Origin of the sequence: Paenibacillus sp. 2RAB27, assembly GCF_052115445.1 — a bacterium.
Taxonomy (GTDB): domain Bacteria; phylum Bacillota; class Bacilli; order Paenibacillales; family NBRC-103111; genus Paenibacillus_E.
The window spans coordinates 223,334-243,310 of sequence record NZ_JBFRGR010000010.1; the positions used below are offsets into that span (position 1 = coordinate 223,334).

The 19,977-nt window shown below is 46.7% G+C and carries 14 protein-coding genes and 1 pseudogene; 12 read left to right on the top strand and 3 right to left on the bottom strand.

Annotated features, from left to right (window positions below; translation table 11 throughout):
- The first annotated feature begins 13 nt into the window (after positions 1-13).
- The gene (locus AB4114_RS16695; protein ID WP_441989460.1) at positions 14-1,102 is read left to right on the top strand and encodes a nitric oxide synthase oxygenase; all 1,089 of its coding nucleotides are present in this window, start codon (positions 14-16) and stop codon (positions 1,100-1,102) included.
- Positions 1,103-1,250: 148 nt separating this feature from the next.
- On the opposite strand, the gene AB4114_RS16700 is transcribed toward AB4114_RS16695, so the two are convergent.
- Together AB4114_RS16700 and AB4114_RS16705 are read right to left on the bottom strand one after the other, a co-directional pair.
- Positions 1,251-2,111, bottom strand: a complete 861-nt coding sequence (locus AB4114_RS16700) for a sugar phosphate isomerase/epimerase family protein (RefSeq protein ID WP_441989461.1) — start codon at positions 2,109-2,111, stop codon at positions 1,251-1,253.
- Positions 2,112-2,124: 13 nt separating this feature from the next.
- Positions 2,125-3,285 carry a Gfo/Idh/MocA family protein gene (locus AB4114_RS16705; RefSeq protein WP_441989462.1) on the bottom strand — a complete coding sequence of 387 codons (1,161 nt, stop codon included), beginning with the start codon at positions 3,283-3,285 and terminating at the stop codon, positions 2,125-2,127.
- Between the two features lie 278 nt (positions 3,286-3,563).
- Between AB4114_RS16705 and AB4114_RS16710 the strand changes: the two genes are divergently transcribed.
- The 7 genes from AB4114_RS16710 (at position 3,564) to rarD (ending at position 10,760) form a co-directional block, all read left to right on the top strand.
- On the top strand, positions 3,564-5,309 hold the full coding sequence (locus AB4114_RS16710; RefSeq protein ID WP_441989463.1) for a sensor histidine kinase: 1,746 nt from the start codon (positions 3,564-3,566) through the stop codon (positions 5,307-5,309).
- 53 nt (positions 5,310-5,362) lie between these two features.
- The gene (locus AB4114_RS16715) at positions 5,363-6,172 is read left to right on the top strand and encodes a response regulator transcription factor (protein ID WP_441989464.1); all 810 of its coding nucleotides are present in this window, start codon (positions 5,363-5,365) and stop codon (positions 6,170-6,172) included.
- A gap of 93 nt (positions 6,173-6,265) precedes the next feature.
- Positions 6,266-7,624, top strand: a complete 1,359-nt coding sequence (locus tag AB4114_RS16720) for an extracellular solute-binding protein (RefSeq protein ID WP_441989465.1) — start codon at positions 6,266-6,268, stop codon at positions 7,622-7,624.
- An 87-nt stretch (positions 7,625-7,711) separates the two neighbouring features.
- The gene (locus tag AB4114_RS16725) at positions 7,712-8,593 is read left to right on the top strand and encodes a carbohydrate ABC transporter permease (RefSeq protein ID WP_441989466.1); all 882 of its coding nucleotides are present in this window, start codon (positions 7,712-7,714) and stop codon (positions 8,591-8,593) included.
- A 21-nt stretch (positions 8,594-8,614) separates the two neighbouring features.
- A complete protein-coding gene (locus AB4114_RS16730) occupies positions 8,615-9,496 on the top strand; it encodes a carbohydrate ABC transporter permease (RefSeq protein WP_441989467.1) in 882 nt (293 codons plus the stop codon).
- A gap of 96 nt (positions 9,497-9,592) precedes the next feature.
- Positions 9,593-9,745 (top strand): hypothetical protein, encoded by a 153-nt coding sequence (locus tag AB4114_RS16735; protein ID WP_441989468.1) that lies wholly within the window; start codon positions 9,593-9,595, stop codon positions 9,743-9,745.
- A gap of 130 nt (positions 9,746-9,875) precedes the next feature.
- The gene (gene rarD / locus AB4114_RS16740) at positions 9,876-10,760 is read left to right on the top strand and encodes an EamA family transporter RarD (RefSeq protein ID WP_441989469.1); all 885 of its coding nucleotides are present in this window, start codon (positions 9,876-9,878) and stop codon (positions 10,758-10,760) included.
- Here rarD and AB4114_RS16745 read toward each other — a convergent pair.
- Entirely contained in the window at positions 10,757-11,137 is a 381-nt protein-coding gene (locus AB4114_RS16745; RefSeq protein ID WP_441989470.1) for an S-layer homology domain-containing protein, read from the bottom strand. The genes rarD and AB4114_RS16745 overlap by 4 nt on opposite strands.
- 482 nt (positions 11,138-11,619) lie before the next feature.
- Between AB4114_RS16745 and AB4114_RS16750 the strand changes: the two are divergent.
- The 4 genes and pseudogenes from AB4114_RS16750 to AB4114_RS16765 form a co-directional block, all read left to right on the top strand.
- Positions 11,620-11,763: pseudogene (locus AB4114_RS16750) on the top strand (hypothetical protein); the annotation flags it as partial.
- Positions 11,764-12,031: 268 nt separating this feature from the next.
- Positions 12,032-16,903 carry an Ig-like domain-containing protein gene (locus tag AB4114_RS16755; RefSeq protein ID WP_441989471.1) on the top strand — a complete coding sequence of 1,624 codons (4,872 nt, stop codon included), beginning with the start codon at positions 12,032-12,034 and terminating at the stop codon, positions 16,901-16,903.
- Between the two features lie 77 nt (positions 16,904-16,980).
- A complete protein-coding gene (locus AB4114_RS16760; protein WP_441989472.1) occupies positions 16,981-18,012 on the top strand; it encodes an S-layer homology domain-containing protein in 1,032 nt (343 codons plus the stop codon).
- Positions 18,009-19,977: family 16 glycosylhydrolase (locus tag AB4114_RS16765; RefSeq protein ID WP_441989473.1), on the top strand; the 1,969-nt coding region annotated here is incomplete at its 3' end. The genes AB4114_RS16760 and AB4114_RS16765, both read left to right, overlap by 4 nt.

Consider the following 19,977-nt stretch of genomic DNA (forward strand, 5'->3'; position numbering starts at 1 on the left):
TGGAGCTATACCGATGAAAGTTCAGGACCAGCAGCTAGAGAAAGCGATCCCTTTTATACAAGAATGCTATACCGAATTGGGCAAAAGTGAGGCACAAATTAACGCCCGTATTGCCGAGATTACGCAAGCGATTCAGTATACTGGGACGTATGAGCATACGATGGAAGAGCTGACGCATGGCGCGAAAATGGCTTGGCGCAACAGCAACCGCTGCATTGGGCGTTTGTTCTGGGAGTCGCTTCGTGTACACGACGCTCGTCATATAGAGACGGTAGAAGCTGCGGCCGAGGCGCTGTTCAGGCATATCGAGGAAGCGACGAATGGCGGCAAAATCCGCCCCGTCATCACGATATTTCCCCAATCACGTGAAGGGAAGCCAGTTGTTCAGATTAAGAATGAGCAGCTGATTCGCTATGCGGGGTATGAAACCGAACATGGCATCTTGGGCGACCCTGTTTCAGTGACCTTCACGAAGGCATGCCAGGCACTTGGCTGGCAGAGTGAGGGGACGCATTTTGATGTGCTGCCCCTCATGCTACAGGTAGGAGAGCGGGAGCCGCGGCTGTTCGAGATCCCGAAAGCGTTGATTCTGGAGGTGGCGATTAGCCATCCAGAGCTGCCAACCTTCGCGGAGCTGAACCTGCAATGGTATGCGGTGCCGATGGTTTCTAACATGTACCTCGAAATGGGCGGCGTGATCTATCCCGCGGCTCCGTTTAACGGGTGGTACATGGGAACGGAAATCGGCGCGCGGAACTTTGCCGATGAGGCCAGGTACAACATGCTGCCGCGGGTAGCGTCGATCATGGGACTCGATACGCGGCGTGAGTCCTCACTTTGGAAGGACAAAGCGCTGGTCGAGCTAAACGTAGCGGTGCTGCATTCGTTCGCCCAGCAGGGTGTTGCCATCGTCGATCACCACACGGCAGCGAAGCAGTTCAAGCGCTTCGAAGACAACGAAGAGAAGAGCGGGCGCGACGTCACGGGTGACTGGACGTGGCTGATTCCGCCGATGTCCCCGGCTACGACGCATATTTTCCATCAGCATTACTCGAATGAGATCAAGTTGCCAAATTTTTTCTACCACAAAAAGAAGTTATAGCTCTCGTGGAGCTTCCTTGTACTCTCCCTAGTCTACTCGAATCTTCACCTATGGTGAAAGCGGGTAGGCTTTTTGTTGTATGTAAAAATCACCCAGCTATGACCGCCATCTGAAGGCGGAAGTGGGTGATTTTGGATAAACCTATATGTTAGAACCAGTCGGTAAAGCCTAGCTTGCGCAAATTAGTCGCCGAGAGGGCGAGGCAATCGAACGGATCCTTCCCATACACATCGTCTTGTTCAACGAGGAAATATTTCGAGCCGCTGGCCGCGCCAGCTTCCATGATGCCTTTAATATCGAGACTGCCTTCGCCAACCTCAGCGAATTGGATGATATTGTTAAATGCGGTCATAAACGCTTGCATATCCATGCCTTTGGAGAAATCGTAGTTAAGCGCTCCGATGCGGTAGTCTTTCAAGTGAATCAGTGCAACACGACCCTCGTATTGCTGAATGAAGGTTACGGGATTTTCCCCGCCGCGTTGGATCCAGTGGACGTCCATCTCGAAACCGAGATGCTTCGTATTGTTTTTGATAATATCCAGCAAGTATTCGCCATCAAACTTCTGGAACTCAGCATGATGGTTGTGATAGTACAAAGAGATACCGTGCAGTGCTAACTTTTCTGCATAGTCGTCTGCGTTCTGAACGAAGGCTAGTACAGCCTCCTTGTTCCCCATCGCTGTGAAGGGAAGCATCGGAATGCGCAGGAATTTACAATTCAGCGTGTGGCAATCTGCGACGATCTTATCGAAGTCCGTTGAAAGAAATTCTCCTGGCATGCCTGGAACCATCGGTTCGATGGAGGCACTTAAGGAGGCGATTTCAATATCGAAATAGACGCTTGCTCTGCGCAGTTCAGCCACATTATCTGGTGACATCGGAATTTGTGATACTTCAACACAGCTATAGCCGAGTTTTTTCACTCTCTTCAATGTTTCGAAGATACCAAGCTCCTCAACCTTACCCTTCAACATCATCATTTGAACGCCGATTTTTCCCTTTGCCATGACGCTTGCCTCCTTATACGTTGACTGGATATTTGTTTTCTGTTTCGACCCTTTTGTTCAGTTCTTGTAAGAACAGATCCTCATCGAAAGGAAGTTCGATTTCTTTGCCAAGCCAGCTGGATAGATGAATGGCATTGGCAAGTCGCACGCCATAAATGCCATCGCTGCCAGGTGCGATTAGCGGAGTGCCGTCCAGCACGTTGGCTACAAAGTTTTCGAGCACAGCGATATGCTGAACACCGAAGGATTCCCCGAATTCGAGCACTTCCTCTGTGAAAATATCCCCTGTGTTTTGACCCATGAAAATTTTCATCACGTCCTGCATGTTCATCGAGTTGCTCATCTCGGACTCTGGGGTAGTAAGACGTTTGATTGTAATTTTCTTACTGCCGTCTACAACTATCTTCCCTTTGTCGCCAAGGATTTCGAAGCGATCTGTGCCTAATACGTCGTGTGTGCAAGTAACAAATACGCCAGTCGCACCGTTCTCGTATTCAAACATGGCTGTGACTTCATCCTCAACAGCAATGTTTCGTTGAAAACCATATTTCACGATCGAGTATACTTTCTTCGGCATCCCGCAAATCCATTGCATTAAATCCAGCTGGTGAGGCGCCTGATTCACAAGAACGCCGCCGCCTTCGCCGCCCCAGGTCGCTCTCCACTCACTTTGATCATAATAACCTTGTGGTCTCCACCAAGTAGTAATGATCCAATTCGTTCTGCGAATTTCGCCGATCTCGCCATCTTCAATTAATTGCTTCAACTTCTGGTAAAGGGAGTTGGTGCGTTGGTTGAAGAAGATGCCAAAAGTCAGTTCAGGCTTCGCAGCTGCGAACTCGTTCAACTCACGAACTTGTTTCGTGTACACGCCTGCGGGTTTCTCGACCAAGGCGTGAATCCCTCGTTTCAGCGCTTCGATACCCATCTGTGGGTGCAAGTAGTGCGGCACACAGGTGACGATGGCATCCACATGTCCGCTTTCCATCATTTCGATATAATTGTCATAGAAAGGGATGTCCGGATACTTCTCAGCGGCCATTTGCTTCTTGGCAGGATCCGTATCGCATAAAGCGCCGATGATCATGTTGCTTACCTTGCCATCTGCTAGAAAGCCTGCGTACATGCCTCCTTCTGCTCCTAGTCCGATAATACCCATACGTACTTTATTCATAATGAAACATCTCCTTTGGAATGGTTTGCATGTTGTATGAATTGTATTGTAATCGCTTTCAATAACTTGATTATAAAGGAATCCCCTGTTTTTGAATCGGATAGATTTGACGCGATTAGCCTTATTTTTGCAATATGTGATGCTAGGACAATTCATGAACAGGAAATGAACGCGTATTGAAGCGAAAATGGACATAGTTTAATAGCCAAACTTTCTAGGATGTAGTATGATTTGGCATATTGAAAGCACTTACTTATATGCGAAAAGGGGAACTCCGCTTGTGGCAGAAGCTGGCTAACTGGAATACATTGCGCAATCAGATGTTAGCGGGATTTATTGCCGTGATGATCATCGTTCTGGTCTGTGCAGGCGCGATTACGTACAATTCGGTATCCACCCTCCTCAACACGAAGGCGGAGACACAGATGAAGCAAATCGCCAGTCAAGCGAACGGCAGACTGGAAGCGATCATTACACAAATCGATACGTTGACGTTACAAGCTGTAAATGATGTGTATTTGCAGCAATTGTTTTTATCATCCGTTCAAGGGAAGACGCTAAACTTCAGCGAGCGTCAGTCGCTTCTGAAAATCGCCAATCACATCCAAGCTTACAGTGGTGTGAGCAATGTGGAGTTGTATACGACGGATTTTGCGCGTATGTTTCCGCTGGATGAACAGAAGTTAACGGATCTAATCGAACCGAACTGGATTGAACAGGCGGATAAAGAGAAGGGCAGGCTGGTGTGGATCGGGAACGATCCGAAGAATCCGGACACGGTTCTAGCCATTCGTCGGATCAATTTAATTGACCGATGGTTCTCAAATGGCGGGTATTTGATGGTGCGGATTAATCGCAGCTATTTCGATTTCCAAAGCAAGCTCCCCGATACAGGGCAGCGCGAATTAATGCTGTTAGCCGATAGCTCGGCAAGGCCCATTGTCTCTGAAGGCGGAGCACTTGCTGACATCAGCGGGCTCATGCATACCGATTCGCAGCAAGTTACTTTAGAGCAGAAGCGATATATTTTGGTGAAACAGCTCTCCGAACAGACGGGCTGGACGTTGATGATTTTGTACCCGGTGAGTGATGTGACGGATGGGATTTCCGTGCTGCGTTGGGCGATTATCGTATCTGGAGCCATCGGGTTGGTGCTATTTATTATCCTGTCGTTTCTTCTATCTTCGATGATTACAAGACCGATTCTTAGGTTGATGCGGGCTATGAGAAATACAAGGCAAGGGGTGCTAACCCCCAATTTGACACAGTCTTACACCACGGAGCTGAATGACTTGAACATGACCTACAATCAGATGGTAGATAACATGAATCGACTCATTAAACTCGTGTACGAGAAAGAAATGATCCAAAGCCGAACAGAGCTGCAAGCTCTTCAAGCGCAGATTGATCCGCATTTTTTATATAATACATTAGAAGCACTGTACTGGTCCCTGCAGGAAAAAGAGGAAGAAGAGCTAGCTGATCTTGTTGTCGCTATGTCTGATTTATTTCGCTATGTCATCGGCAATCCGAATAAGGATGTGTGGGTCAATCTATCGGAGGAACTGGAGCACATCAAGCGTTATTTAAGCATTATGAGTGTGAGGTTCGGTTCGCGGCTCGTTTGGGAAATAGACAGCGAAGACATGTACAGTTACGTGAATATTCCGAAGCTGCTGATTCAGCCCCTGGTGGAGAACGCCATCTTGCATGGTTTGGAAGGCAAAATCGGAGTGGGACTGATCACGATTCGCGTGGAACCGTCGCCGCTTGAGCCGTCGTCTGAGCTGCGCATTACTGTACGTGATGACGGTCCAGGGATGAATGAACAGACACTGCTGGCTGTGCAGGAGTCGATGGAACGCGGAAGTGCCCCATCCGCCAAAGGAAAAGGCATGGCCATCTCCAACGTGCAGCGGCGTCTTCAGCTCTACTACCCGTCACTTCCAGAAACATATCGTGGCTTAACGATCACGAGTTGTCCTGGGCAGGGTACGAGTGTGAGCTTCGATATTCCGATCTAAGCATATGCTTTCGAAGCTCGTTTTTCTGGCGAAAAACTTTTAGGAGGAACACGATGAATCAATCGGGGAAAACCATTCTTATCGTTGACGATGAGCCATTAACGAGAGAAGGCATACGCAAAACATTAGAAGCCTGGTCCATCGGGCGGTATGCGATACTTAGCTGCAGCAATGGGACGGAAGCGCTCGAACTTTTACGATCGCGACCCGTACATCTCTTGATTACAGACATCCGTATGCCTGAAATGAACGGTTTGCAAGTCGTGGAAGGTACACGTGGTTTCGCTCACAAGCCAGTAGTCATCATTATTTCGGGACATCCGGATTTTCAATATGCACAAACAGCGATCGAATTAGGCGTTGTTAACTATTTGCTCAAGCCGATTCAGAAAAGCAAGCTGATCGAGGCCGTCCAGCAGGCGCTGCGCATGGAAGAAGAACGCGGGCGCGTTGAAACGATGGAGAAAATGGTGGACACGCGCTTGATGCAGGCGAAGACTGCCGACAAAAATTACAGTGCTCCTGTGCAGCAGGCCATCCAGTATGTGGAGGCACATCTTCAAGATCCGCTCGGCATGAGCGAGGTAGCAAGCCAAATCCATCTGAATCCGAGCTATTTCAGCGCTCTTTTCAAAGAGCAAACGGGGTTCACCTTCAGTGAATATGTTGCGAGAAACCGGATCCAGAAGGCGAAGGAGCTGCTCCTGCAAACAAGATTAACGATTGCGGATATCTCGGAGCAAGTAGGCTACCAGACGTCGAAATATTTCATTAAGCTGTTCAAAGAGTATGAAGGGACGAGCCCGAATCAGTATCGGAAACAGATAATGGATGCCGATGATCGGATGAATACCTCGAAATAGTGGAATATTACCCGATAGCTGTTACTCCCTGCAGCCACAATGAAAGCGCTACAATAAAACACGTAGCACACAAAAGATTAGGGGGAAACAAACATGGTAAGAAAAACGCTTACATGGTCGCTAACTACGATGCTCGGCCTATCCATGGCATTGACGGGCTGCTCTAGTTCCACAGATAATGCGAGTCCAACGACAGCTCCTAAAGAATCAGCGAAAGCAACCGAAGCAGCAACTGCGCAACCCGCGAAAAAAGTAACGATTAAAATGATGCACCTGTGGCCGACAGGAAACTCCGCTACGCAAAACAAAATTGTAAACGATATCATCAAAGAGTATCAAGCAGCGAATCCGAATGTGACGATTGAGCAGGAAGTGCTCGAGAATGAACAATACAAGAATAAAATGAAAGTCCTTTCGACCTCAAATGCCCTTCCTGATGTGGGCTTCACATGGGCAGCAGGCTACATGGATCCTTATGTCAAAGGCGACATGTTCGCTCCGCTGGATGACTTGCTGCAAGGGGATTTGAAAGATAAATTCGTGAAAGGCACAACAGATGCTTATGCATTCGGCGGTAAAACCTACGGTCTTCCGGTTGAATTGAACATCGTGCCGGTGTATTACAATAAAGCGCTTTTTGCCAAGTATAACCTTGCACCACCTAAGACGTATGACGAGTTCAAAAACATTGTCAAAACGCTGAGTTCGAACGGTGTAGCTCCAATTGCACTTGGCAACAAAGACCGTTGGACAGGTTCACTCTGGTACATGTACCTTGCTGATCGGATCGGCGGACCCGAAACGTTGAAAAAAGCGATTGACCGCACAGGCTCATTCAATGATCCAGGTTTAGTTCGCGCAGCAACAGAAGTTTCCCAGCTTGTTGACATGAATGCCTTCAACAAAGGCTTCAATGGGCTTGGCAATGACGAAGGTAAAGCAGAGTTCATGAACAGCAAAGCTGCGATGTATATGATGGGAACTTGGGAATTACCGAACTACACAACGAACAAAGATGTGCCACAAGCGTTCAAGGATCAAATCGGATTCTTTAAATTCCCGACGGTCGATGGCGGTAAAGGCAACATGGATAGCTGGGTTGGCGGACCAGGCGTGGGCTTGTTCGTAGCGAACAACTCCAAAGTGAAAGAAGAGTCCAAGAAATTCGTCAGCTTCTTCGTATCGAAGTGGGGCGAGCACGCGATTTCTGAAGCAGGCGTAATTCCAGCAACGAAAGTAGACACATCCAAAGTGAAGCTGCCGCAAATGTACATCGACCTATTGAACGAATTGAATAAAGCGAGCAATATTACCCTTTTCGCAGATGTTCAAATGAAGCCTGCTTCCGCAGAAGTTCACTTGAATATGATTCAAGCTTTGTTTGGTAAAGCGGTGACACCGGAAGCTTTTGCGAAGAATCATGAGGATGCCTTGGCGAAGGAAGCGAAGTAGCCTAACGAATACGAACGATTTGGGAAAGGACATATCCCTCCAAGTGGTATGTCCTTTGTCATTATCGGTGAAAGGAAAGTGCCTGCTATGGATAAAGTCATGTCTAACAAATCCATGATTGCGGTCTACGTGATTCCCTCGTTATTTCTGCTGCTAGCCTTGATCTATATGCCGATCATGATGACGGGCTACTACGGACTTATGAAATGGGATGGCGTAGGCAAAATGAGTTTCATCGGTTTGCATAATTATACCGAACTGCTTAAGGATAAATTATTTTGGGGAAGCGCGAAGCACTCGTTTTTGCTGGCGATTTTCTCAAGCGTCTCCCTGCTTGGATATTTGTTAGTCGCATTAGTACTCTCCGCAAACATTCGAGGGGCTAACTTTTTTCGCAAAATCTATTTAATTCCTATGCTGCTATCATCAGTAGCCATCGCTCAACTATGGTTGAAAATATTCCACCCAACGAACGGGGTATTGAATGCTATCCTAACATCGCTGGGGGTCACGCATACACCGGAATGGCTGTCCAATCCATCCATTGTTTTATACGCGATTTTCATGCCGATCTTATGGCAGTACGCTGGATTTTATATCTTGATCTATTACGCTGCATTGAAAAATGTACCGGCCTCGCTGATCGAAGCCGCACGCATTGATGGCGCTAGTCCATGGCGCATCGCCTTATCCATTCGTGTTCCGTTAATCGCGGAAGTGATGAAAGTAACGGTCGTTCTGGCCGTCGTCGGATCACTGAAATACTTTGACCTGATCTACGTGATGACAGGGGGCGGGCCTAACGGATCCAGCGAAGTAATGGCCTCCTACATGTACCGCAAAGCGTTCAAAGGCTATGATTTCGGTTATGCCAGCGCCATTGGCTTCTTCTTGCTCTTGATATGCCTCGTGGCTACTTGGTTAATCCGTAAAGCGACAGCTTCCAAAGATGAGATCCAATACTCGTAACGAAAGGAGATTCCGATTCCGATGCAACTCGAAACCACTCGTCGTCAGGCACAGGCGCTAACACTACGAAGCAAGCTACCTGGACAAATCGGCTATGGCGTATTGTATATCGTGTTAGCGATTGTCGCTGTGATTCAGATTTTTCCGCTCTTGTGGCTCATGCTATTCTCCTTGAAAAATAATGAGGAAATCTTCAATCTCGCCCCGATGGCATTCCCAGAGAGACTGCGTTGGGAGAATTACGAGAAGGTTTGGACGCAAGGCCATATCAATAGTTACTTTTTTAACAGCGTCTGGATGACGTTAGTGTCGGTTGGGGTCACGGTTTTATTAGCTAGCTTAGTGACATTTGCGTTGACCCGGATGAAATGGAAGCTGCAGTCCTTTGTGCTTGGATTGTTTATGGTAGGAATGATGATTCCCGTGCACTCGACGCTCATTCCCTTATTCAGTATGTTTATGAAAATGAACCTAACCAACCATCCATTGTCGATCATCCTGTCCTACATTGCTTTTAACTTGCCGATTACGATCATGATTATGCTCGGCTTTTATTACACGCTGCCGCGTGAAGTAGAAGAAGCTGCCGTGATGGACGGGTGCTCCGTGAATCGCATCTTCTTCAGCATTACGCTGCCGATGACGGCATCTGTGCTATCTACAGCTGTGATCATTAACATGATCTATAATTGGAATGAGTTTATTTTCGTGAATACATTCATCTCCTCGGAAAAGTATAAGACTTTAACTGTAGGCGTTCAGAATTTCGTCGGCCAATATACGACCGATTGGGGCGCGATTGGCGCGACGCTGATGATCAGTATTTTGCCAATCATGATTGCGTTCATCTTATTGAGTAATCGCATCGTAGAAGGAATAGCTGCAGGTTCGGTAAAAGGATGATCGTTCGGAGAATCCCCGTGTATCGGGGATTTTTTTGTCATATAGACACCATAATAAGGATATTCCCTACATGCATAGAGGAAGGAGATATACGCCATGGATCTTGATGCTTTTTTGGCCGAAGTGATCAGCTCGAATGAGGATTGGCATGTGACAACGAAGGAGGGTATATCCGTTATTGATCCGATGATTGAAAAGGAAATTCCTTACTTTGACAACCAGGATAATTATTTAGAATCGGGATTTTAACGAACAAGCAGACAATTATATTTGTACAAAAACCCCACTTTCCAGTACAATGAAGCAATGTTATTAACCAATGGACAGATTTTATGGTGCATAGAATTGTGTTACTTGTACATGAAGTGGGGTTTTTATAATGAAAAAAGGTCTTGGCTATGCCATTATTGCTTACATTGCTTGGGGCTTGCTGCCTGTGTATTGGAAGCTTTTCGGGTCATTGATGGCGGGAGAAATATTATCGCATCGCGTGATTTGGTCATTCGTGTTTATGGCGATTCTGATTGTCGTTGGAAAAGGTAAATGGCAGCAGTTTCGTAGCCTGATTACGAATCGCACCACCTTATTACTTGTGGGAGCGAGTAGTTTGTTGATTAGCACCAATTGGCTGATCTATATTTGGGCCGTTAATAATGGGCATGTGATCGAGACGAGTCTCGGATATTACATCACACCGCTTTTCAACATTATGCTCGCGGTGCTGTTCCTTCGTGAGAAGCCGACGGGCAGACAATGGCTGGCTGTGGCTTTGGCCGGAATCGGTGTCTTGATCGCCACCGTGGATTACGGCAGATTTCCCTGGGTATCCCTTACCTTAGCAGGTACCTTTGGCTTATATAGCCTCGTGAAAAAAAGAGTCACCTACGATGCCGCAACCGGCCTCGCTGGGGAGACGGCGTTCGTTTTCCCGATCGCCCTTGCCTACATCATCTACCTATTTGCTACGCATCAAGATGCTGCGTGGACACTGCCGCCGCTAACGTTGATCATGCTTTTCCTAGCAGGCGGTGCTACCGCGCTGCCCTTGCTATGGTTTGCCAAAGCTGCGTCACAACTGCCGCTATCTATGCTGGGCTTCATTCAGTATATCGGCCCGTCGATTACGCTTCTGCTTAGCATATTCGTGTTCAAAGAGAAATTTTCACCTATGCTATTGATTAGCTTTGCTTTTATCTGGAGCGCACTTATCGTTTATGCCTTTGCATCGATTAAGGTAGCGCGAACGGCGGCTATTGCTGATTAGGATGGGGGCACGATAACCATCATATCCTGTCTGGTGATGGATGCATTCGGACTACATGTATGGTCTCCGCTCCCTTGTGCGATACCGAGTTCTTTCGCAATTGCCACAGCATCGTAATAGTAAGAATCCTTCTGACATCCATTAAAATTAGCATCGCTATGCACCGATAAACCTAACGATTTTACCAAGAGTAACAGGAAGTCTGCCCGAGATATGTTTGCAGCAGGTGTAAATGTTTTCTCACTTGTTCCGCTGATGATTCCTTTGGCTGCCAATACTTCAATAGCCTCTTGGGCCCAACCGTAGGGAGCTAGGTCAACAAAGTTTTTGATGACATTAACTACAGCGTATAGACTGAAATGCGTTGTCGCTTCCACGAGCAGGTGAAAACCCCATTTACGACAGGCAGAGGCATATTGCTAAACAAAATCGGGGAATTCCTGACGTTTACACTGTATCACGAGGGCATGCACTTTCATTCGATCAGCGTATTAAAAAGATTTGGGGCCATGCGTGTGTAAACAACTCGTTGTTCATAACTAGATCCTTGAGAGAACCTTCAAAGCCACTTCGCAGTGGACTTGAAGGTTTTTCTCATTTCTCCAAATAATTCCGCAATTTCTTCCGCGAAAGTTAAAAAAACATCCATATTGGTCAATTTGTTTTCTTTTCAGACCTTCTTTTTGTATCTATGATGAGGAAAGAAAGCCTTAATGGACAGGTTGCCGTTAGGCGGAACTGAAGGAAGGAGTTAAACGTGAACTTAATGAATGCGCTTCACTTCGAGGCAGGTCATATTTCGTTTAAATGGAGGCGACGTACTTGATAAAAAGTTGAGGATGGAACTGCCACCGATAAGGCGACCATCAGAACTGCAGGAATGATAACCGCTGTTAAGAATGGACAAGTAAAAGTCATTGCGACAGCCAATGACGGATCTGATGCATTCCCTGGTTGCAGCCGCAAAGGATGCTTGCCGCAGGTGCTCCTTCGTATGACCTGATTACGAGCAGCAAAGCTGAATTTGGTAAAGAGATTGAGGTTACTGTCAAGGGGATAAACCTCACCGATGTGTTTGCATATGAATTTAATATCGTATTCGATTTCGAGCGACTGAAGTTTAAGGAGGCCAAAAGCGCCGGGAGAAGAAGATTAATATAGAAAACGCTTACCGGGGAAAGCGATAAACGACTGAAGAGGTGGTACAAGGAGAAGTTCTACAGCACTGTAGGGTTTTGTTTACACATTAAAGTTACCGGAGGGCTGAAAACATGTTGAAAAGAAGTTTGTCCATTATGCTCACATTTTCAATTTTGATGAGTTTATTCGTAGTGGCACCAGCGGTATCTAACGCGGCAGATGGGCTGGAACCTTCCACGGGTCCATTGGGTCCCAATGTATATGTGTTTGACCAAAATACGCCGGCATCAGAAGTTCAAAGAATTACGGCCGAAGTATTCAAACGACAAGAAGCAAGTGAATTCGGCAATGATCGCTATGCCTTGTTTTTTAAACCGGGTACATACCAAACTGACATTAGAGTGGGCTTCTATACGCATGTAGCGGGTTTGGGCCAAAGTCCTGACGACGTCACGATTAAGGGCGATGTAACGGTTGATGCTTTATGGTGGAATCAGCCAGTTGGGAACGCAACTAAAAACTTTTGGCGGTCTGCTGAAAATTTCACAATAGAACCCACGTCAGCCAGTAATAAATGGGCGGTAGCACAAGCAGTTCCATTTAGACGTATGCACGTGAAAGGCGATCTCAAGCTGCATGATGGCGGATGGGCGAGCGGTGGCTACATGGCCGATTCCAAAGTCGATGGCAGAGTTGAAGCAGGAGGACAACAGCAATGGTTCTCCAGAAATAGCGTAATGAATGATTGGTCAGGCGGACAGTGGAACAACGTTTTTCTTGGGGACAATTTCGGTACTGCACCTGCTAACACTTGGCCTGCAACACCGAACACAATTGTCAATCAAACGCCTATCAATCGGGAGAAGCCATTCCTTACCGTAGATGGCAGTGGGGCGTTTCAAGTTTTTGTTCCTGGTCTTCAATCAAATACGAAAGGAACGTCATGGTCAGGAGGAGCAAGCCAAGGTAAATCGATACCACTTGACCAATTCTATGTAGCATCTCCGGATAAATCGGATGCTGCAACCATCAATGCTGCGCTTGCAGCGGGGAAAAATCTCTTATTAACTCCAGGTATTTATCATCTTAACGATACCATTCGGGTAACAAGCCCAGATACCGTAGTCCTTGGTATTGGATTTGCTACGCTCATGCCGCACAATGGCGTTGTTGCTTTGTCGGTAGATGATGTTGATGGCGTTACGATTGCAGGACTTCTTTTCGATGCTGGATCAGAGAGTTCACCCGCATTAATGCAAGTAGGGCCATCGGGAAGCTCAAAGGATCACTCGGCAAATCCGACCTTGCTTCAAGATCTTTTCTTTAGAGTTGGCGGAGGACCTGTAGTTGGAAGAGCAGATACCAGTATCAAAATCAACAGCAACAATGTGATTGGTGATCACTTCTGGGTATGGCGCGCTGATCACGGTACTGATGTGAAATGGAACTTAAACACAACAACGAACGGTTTGGTCGTGAACGGAAACGATGTAACCATCTATGGTTTGTTCGTTGAACATTTTCATGAATATCAGACTTTATGGAATGGCGATAGAGGTCGGATGTACTTCTATCAATCTGAAATTCCGTACGATGTACCGGATCAAGATAGCTGGATGAGCAGCAATGGTACTGTTAAGGGTTTTGCTTCCTATAAAGTAGCGGAATCGGTGAAATCACACGATGCTTGGGGAGTTGGCATCTACTCCTTCTTCAGGGATGCGGATAATGTAAATCTTGAAAGCGCTATCGAAATTCCAGATACGCCAAACGTCAAAATTCACAATGCGACAAGTGTTTTCTTAAGCGGCTTCGGTGAGATTACGCATATAGTGAATAATATAGGCAACGCTGTGAAAAAAGGCAGCATGAGAGCGACATTTACAGAATATACGCCAAGAACACCTGTAAGCATAACACCACTCACGAAGGCGACAATTACAGGAAAAGCTCCTGTACTGCCAGCAGGCGTAACTCAGGTTTTCGGTGATGGAACTACCAAGAATGTACCTGTAACATGGGAAACCATCGACCCTTCTAAATATACATCGGTAGGCAGCTTTCCTGTAAAAGGAACAGTAGGCGCAAGCACTAATGAAGCATTGGCGCAAGTTACAGTGGCTCAGGCGCCAAATGTAGCCGTAACGAGCATTAAAGTTACTGGAGCCGGAAATGCATCATCAATAAAGGAAAAACGCGGCACGCTGCAAATGTCAGCTGGTGTTATGCCTTCAAATGCAGATCAAACGACCGTCACTTGGTCCGTCGTGAACACGAACGGAAAGGACACGGATAAAGCGACCATCGATGCCACGGGATTGTTAAAGGCAGCGAATGACGGTATCGTAAAAGTCATTGCGACAGCAAAAGACGGTACTGACGTGAAAGGCGAAGCCCTTATCACCATCAGCGGTCAGATCGTAAAAGTGAGTACGATTACGGTGACAGGAGCAGGTGGTGCGAATTCCATCACAACCAAAGGCGGCACACTGCAAATGACTGCTGCGGTTGCGCCTGCTAATGCTGACGAACCAACGATCACCTGGTCGGTGGAGAACGGAACAGGCAAGGCGACGATTGATGTTGCAGGTTTGTTAAAACCGCAGAGCGACGGAACCGTGAACGTTATCGCTACATCCAAGGACGGGTCTGGTGTCGTTGGAAAGCAGACGATTACTATTATCGGGCAGGCGCTGACTTTGAACAACGGATGGTCATGGGTGAGAGAGAGCCCAGTGAACTGGGCAATTGAACCTACGAACGCCAATGTGATGAAATTAACGACAATGGATGGAAGATGGGCGTCGGGTTCTTATCCAAATAACATTCTTCTGAAAAATCCAGGCACTACCGATTTTACCATCTCCACAAAACTGAAGTTCGATGCGACACAGGGCTTTGAATGGGCAGGATTGATTGTTTATCAGGATGATGGTAACTTAATTTCCTTGGGACGACAAGCAAACGGCAACAACCCTGGTGCTGCCAAACAGATCAGGTTCTCTCAAATAAAAGGCGGATCTCAATCTGATAAAAATGACACGGATCCCGTTTCCGGGGACATATACTTGAAAATCGAAAAAATAGGCACGACTTATAATGGTTATTACAGCAGTAACGGTACCGATTGGACTCAGGCGACCGATGCGGCAAATCAAAATAAAGTAGTTACTTTCACAGGTGTCACCTTAACTAATCCTAAGGTGGGGATATTTGTAAGGAAATTAGCTACTAATAGTACGCCTCCAGCCAAACTGGCTGAATTTTCAAATTTCACTTTGACCGATATAATAGTGCCGTACTGGAACCCTGTTACTTCCATTTCCGTCACAGGAGCAGGAGGATCGTCGGTGATCACAGCCGATAAGGGTACGCTTCAGATGTCCGCAGGGGTAATGCCTGGAACAGCGGATAACAAAGCGGTTTTATGGTCTGTCGTAAACACGGATGGATCCACAACAGATAAGGCAACAATCAGTGTCGGTGGACTGTTGACCGCTGTGAAAAATGGAAAGCTTAAAGTGGTAGCGACTGCGACTGACGGTTCTGGTGTAACCGGAAGTGCGACAATCGATATCAGTGGCCAACCTGAAGCGGTTGCCTCTATAACTGTAACCGGAGCAGGTGGAGCAAACGCGATCACTAACAAGGGTGGAAAACTGCTAATGTCTGCAGATGTGCAGCCTGCGAATGCAAGTAATAAAACGGTGAGCTGGTCTGTCTATAACACAGATGGAACGGCAACGGATAAAGCGACGATCAGTGCTGGAGGTTTGTTAACTGCTGCTAAGGATGGCGTGGTGAAAGTCATCGCGACAGCCCATGACAGCTCAGGTGTCAAAGGAGAGGCGAATATCACCATCAGTGGACAAATTGCACAAGTAACAGCAGCTACATTAATCGGTCCCGAGGCTGTCTTTCAGCAACAGCAATTCGATTTGACTGTTGGCGTGAGCAGCTTGGACTCCAGCTTCACTACGCTCGATGTCATTCTGAATTATGATCCGAACTTACTGGAGTTCGACACAATAACCAATAGTGACGGTACTTTCTCCTTGACTGACGTTGCCCTGAGCTCACTAAGAAATCATTTCAACGTGTTAGGGACTGCGATCAAGGCCGATAAAGGTCAGATTCGAATCATTATGGCCAGCGAGGGAAATGACACCGCGATTAGTACGATCGGAAATCTATTAACCATACACGCCAAAACCAAAGCGGGGGTTGCAGCGGGGGAAACAACGGTGTCGTTATCCGACTTTATGGTTTCCTTCGCGGGTTCAGGCACGCTAGTAACCGGCGTATCTCTCAGCATTCAAATAAAAGATGTGGATAAAGTGGATTTGAACGCTGCGATTATTGTTGCTCAGAACAAACATGATGCAGCGACGGAAGGAAACAATATCGGCCAGTATCCGACCGGATCGAAAGCAATATTACAATCAGTTATTAACAACGCCAAAGCGGTGCGTGATAACGCAACATCAACCCAATCGGAAGTCGCAGATGCGTTGAGTGCTTTAAATGCTGCGTTGACAACGTTCACTAATTCGGTATACACCGATCCTGGTACTGTTGTAGACAAAKCAGCAYTGAGCAAAGCGATTACAGCTRCGCAAAGCAAGTATGATGCAGTGACCGAAGGCACCAAAGTCGGTCAATATCCGGCGGCTGCGAGAGCGGAATTGCAGGCGGCTATATCGAGGGCTAACGCAGTATTAAGCAGTTCGGCGGCAACGCAGACGCAAGTAAACACGGCGACAACAGATGTGAATACGGCACTGCAAACATTCCTGACGAAGATTGTTACGCTAGTTCCGGGTCAAACGAGTGTCACCATCAATGATCTATCCGTCATCTCCAAGTATTATGGCATGAAGTCAACAGATGCCAACTGGAGTGAAATTGAAGCTGCTGATATCTTTAATAACGGCAAAATCGATATTCAAGTCCTTGCGGCAGTAGCAAGAATGCTTCTCGACAACTGGCTTTTAGATAATTAATTTCAAGATTGGGGAGGATGGCGCATTTGCCGTCCTCCTTGATCCATATGGAAACTGCGAAAACGGGGATGATTAGAATGAGAAGTAAATTGTTTACACTTGGATTGGCATTATTATTATGCATTCCCTGGTTGCAGCCGCAAAGGATACTTGCCACAGGTGCTCCTTCGTATGCCATGATTACGAGCAGCAAAGCTGACATTGATAAAGAGATTCAGGTTACTGTCAGAGGGACAAACCTGACCGATGTGTTTGCATATGAATTTAATATCGTATTTGATTCCGAGCGACTGAGGTTTAAAGAGGCGAAAAGCTCTGGTTCAGGATTTACAGTCAGTCCGATCGTAAAGGGAGACAATCTTACATTTGCTCACTCGAAAATAGGTCAAGTACTCGGAGATAACGGAAACTTAACTTTCTTCACGTTGAGTTTTCAAACGATTGGCCAGGGGGAGGCAGAAATCGAGATCAAAGATGTGGATCTTGTGAATTCTAAATTAGTCAAGGCATCGCAAAACGTAGGGGAGCGAGTGTCCATAACGATTGGCAAGCCGTTGCTGAATGACATTGCCGGGCACTGGGCTGAGGCATCGATTCAGCGAGCTGTTGAACTTGGAATTGTGTCAGGCTACAGCGATAGTTCGTTCCGTCCTCAACGTCACGTTACTCGTAACGAGTTTGTTAGTATACTAATGCGCGCGCTGCAATTGCCGGCAGAAGACGCAAGTGAGCTATCGTTTGTCGATCTCGACGAAATCCCGACATGGGCGAGACCTTCCGTATCGGCGGCTGTTAAAGCTAAAATCATCAACGGGTTTGAGGACAACACATTCCGCGGAGATCAACCGATTACCCGATCAGAATCAGCGACGATGCTGGTTCGTGCTTTTGGTTTGGAAACAGAATCCGAGTTGAATCCGACTTTTGCCGATCTCGGAATGATTCCCGCGTATGCGCAGAAATCTGTTGCGGCGGCAGCCAAAGCAGGACTGATCTATGGGAAAGAAAATAATCTATTCGCTCCGAATGACAACGCTACCCGAGCAGAAGCGGTTGTTTTAATTCTTAGATTTTTAGATAAGAACTTGTCTGGGAGTGTGAAACCTTGACATTCAAAAAAGTAATCATTACTTTTCTAGTTATTGTACTGTTTGCGTCGGTAGCGTCGTTATCACCGACTTATGCCCTTGAAGGCAGCGTAGGAGAAGGGATAACGACTCTCGACGCCACAAATGATTCTCCATGGACGTTAGTGTGGAATGATGAATTTAGCAATTCTACGCTAGATGAATCCAAATGGAACTATGTTCAAGGTGGCGGTGGCTATGGCAACAACGAACTGCAGAATTATACGAAAAGGCCGGAAAATGTCCGTGTTGAGAACGGGAATTTAATTATTGAAGCACGCAAGGAGAAGTATCAAGGAAGCGATTATACTTCAGCAAAGTTAGAGACGAAGAATAAAGGCGATTGGACTTATGGTCGATTTGAAATCCGTGCTAAATTACCGGAAGGCAAGGGGATGTGGCCTGCCATCTGGATGATGCCTACCAACAAGGATTTCGGAGGTTGGCCTGCTAGCGGTGAAATAGACATTATGGAATCTCTTGGACATGAACCGGGTAAAGTATACGGCACCATACATTATGGCAACCCTTATGCACATACCGGAGAAAACTATACGCTTCCCAATAATCAGAAATTTTCGGATGACTTCCATACTTTCAGTATTGAATGGGCTCCGGGCCAAATAAAATGGTTTATCGACGGAATTCTTTACTCAACTAAGAACGATTGGTTTAGTAAAAGCAGCACGAGTACAGATGATAACCCCTACCCGGCTCCTTTTGACCGCGACTTTTATCTGCAATTAAATTTGGCGGTAGGCGGCAATTGGCCGGGGAACCCAGATTCAACTACAGATTGGTCGGTTCCGAAACAAATGGCAGTCGATTATGTTCGAGTCTATAGTTATAACGGGCAATACCCAAAACCAGCTTCGCGTCCGGGGAAAAACTTGAGCGGCGGCTGGTCATGGGTAAGAGAAATCAGCAACAATTGGTACGCAGAAAGCAGTCCGGACGCAATGAGATTAACGACAATCGAAGGAAGCTGGGGCGGATCTAAACCGAGTAATATTCTTCTGAGAAATCCCGGTACTAGCGACTTCACCATTTCCACCAAGGTAAAGTTTGATGCATCAAATGGGTATGAATGGGCCGGATTGATCGTCTATCAGGATGATGGCAATGCGATTACATTTGGGCGTCAAGCTAATGGCGCTAACCCTGGTGCTTCCAAACAGCTTAGATTTTCTCAAATAAAAAATGGCKCTCAAATAGATAAAAACTACGATGACCYAGTGGCTCCTGCGGATATCTWCTTGAAAATTGAAAAATCCGGAACMATKTACAAGGGCTATTATAGCAGCGACGGTACAAAGTGGACTCAGGTTGCCGATATGTTCGACATGGCGATAACGAATCCCAAAGTAGGCATTTTTACAAGAAAATTTAATAYGGCTATTCCTGTMAAAACTGCGGAATTTACGAATTTTACTTTGAACGGCAGCACGATACCATTTRCATCTCCGAATTTAGTTGCCAACATAAACGTATCCGGAGCGGGCGGAGCATCAKCGATWACGACGAAARGCGGCACAYTGCAAATGTCTGCAGATGTATGGCCTGCRAATGCCGTTGATAAAACWTTCACTTGGTCCGTCGTCAACGCGGACGGAACGGCAACGGATAAAGCGACCATCAGTGCTGGAGGCTTGTTAACCGCTGTTAAGGAGGGAGTGGTGAAAGTCATCGCGACAGCCCATGACAGCTCAGGTGTTAAAGGAGAAGCGAATATCACCATCAGCGGACAAATTGAAAATGTAACTGCAGCTACATTAATCGGTCCGAATGCAGTCTATCAGCAACAGCAATTCGATTTGACTGTTGGCGTGAGCAGCTTGGTCTCCAGCTTCACTACGGTCGATGTCATTCTGAATTATGATCCGAACTTGCTGGAGTTCGACACAGTAATCAATAGCAACGGTTCTCTCTCCTTGACTGACGGTGCCC

Coding starts and splice junctions, on each gene's coding strand:
- AB4114_RS16715 (WP_441989464.1), top strand. CDS start 5,363: ATGAATCAATCGGGGAAAACCATTCTTATCGTTGACGATGAGCCATTA.
- AB4114_RS16720 (WP_441989465.1), top strand. CDS start 6,266: ATGGTAAGAAAAACGCTTACATGGTCGCTAACTACGATGCTCGGCCTA.
- rarD (WP_441989469.1), top strand. CDS start 9,876: ATGAAAAAAGGTCTTGGCTATGCCATTATTGCTTACATTGCTTGGGGC.
- AB4114_RS16735 (WP_441989468.1), top strand. CDS start 9,593: ATGGATCTTGATGCTTTTTTGGCCGAAGTGATCAGCTCGAATGAGGAT.
- AB4114_RS16760 (WP_441989472.1), top strand. CDS start 16,981: ATGAGAAGTAAATTGTTTACACTTGGATTGGCATTATTATTATGCATT.
- AB4114_RS16730 (WP_441989467.1), top strand. CDS start 8,615: ATGCAACTCGAAACCACTCGTCGTCAGGCACAGGCGCTAACACTACGA.
- AB4114_RS16700 (WP_441989461.1), bottom strand. CDS start 2,111: ATGGCAAAGGGAAAAATCGGCGTTCAAATGATGATGTTGAAGGGTAAG.
- AB4114_RS16725 (WP_441989466.1), top strand. CDS start 7,712: ATGGATAAAGTCATGTCTAACAAATCCATGATTGCGGTCTACGTGATT.
- AB4114_RS16705 (WP_441989462.1), bottom strand. CDS start 3,285: ATGAATAAAGTACGTATGGGTATTATCGGACTAGGAGCAGAAGGAGGC.
- AB4114_RS16695 (WP_441989460.1), top strand. CDS start 14: ATGAAAGTTCAGGACCAGCAGCTAGAGAAAGCGATCCCTTTTATACAA.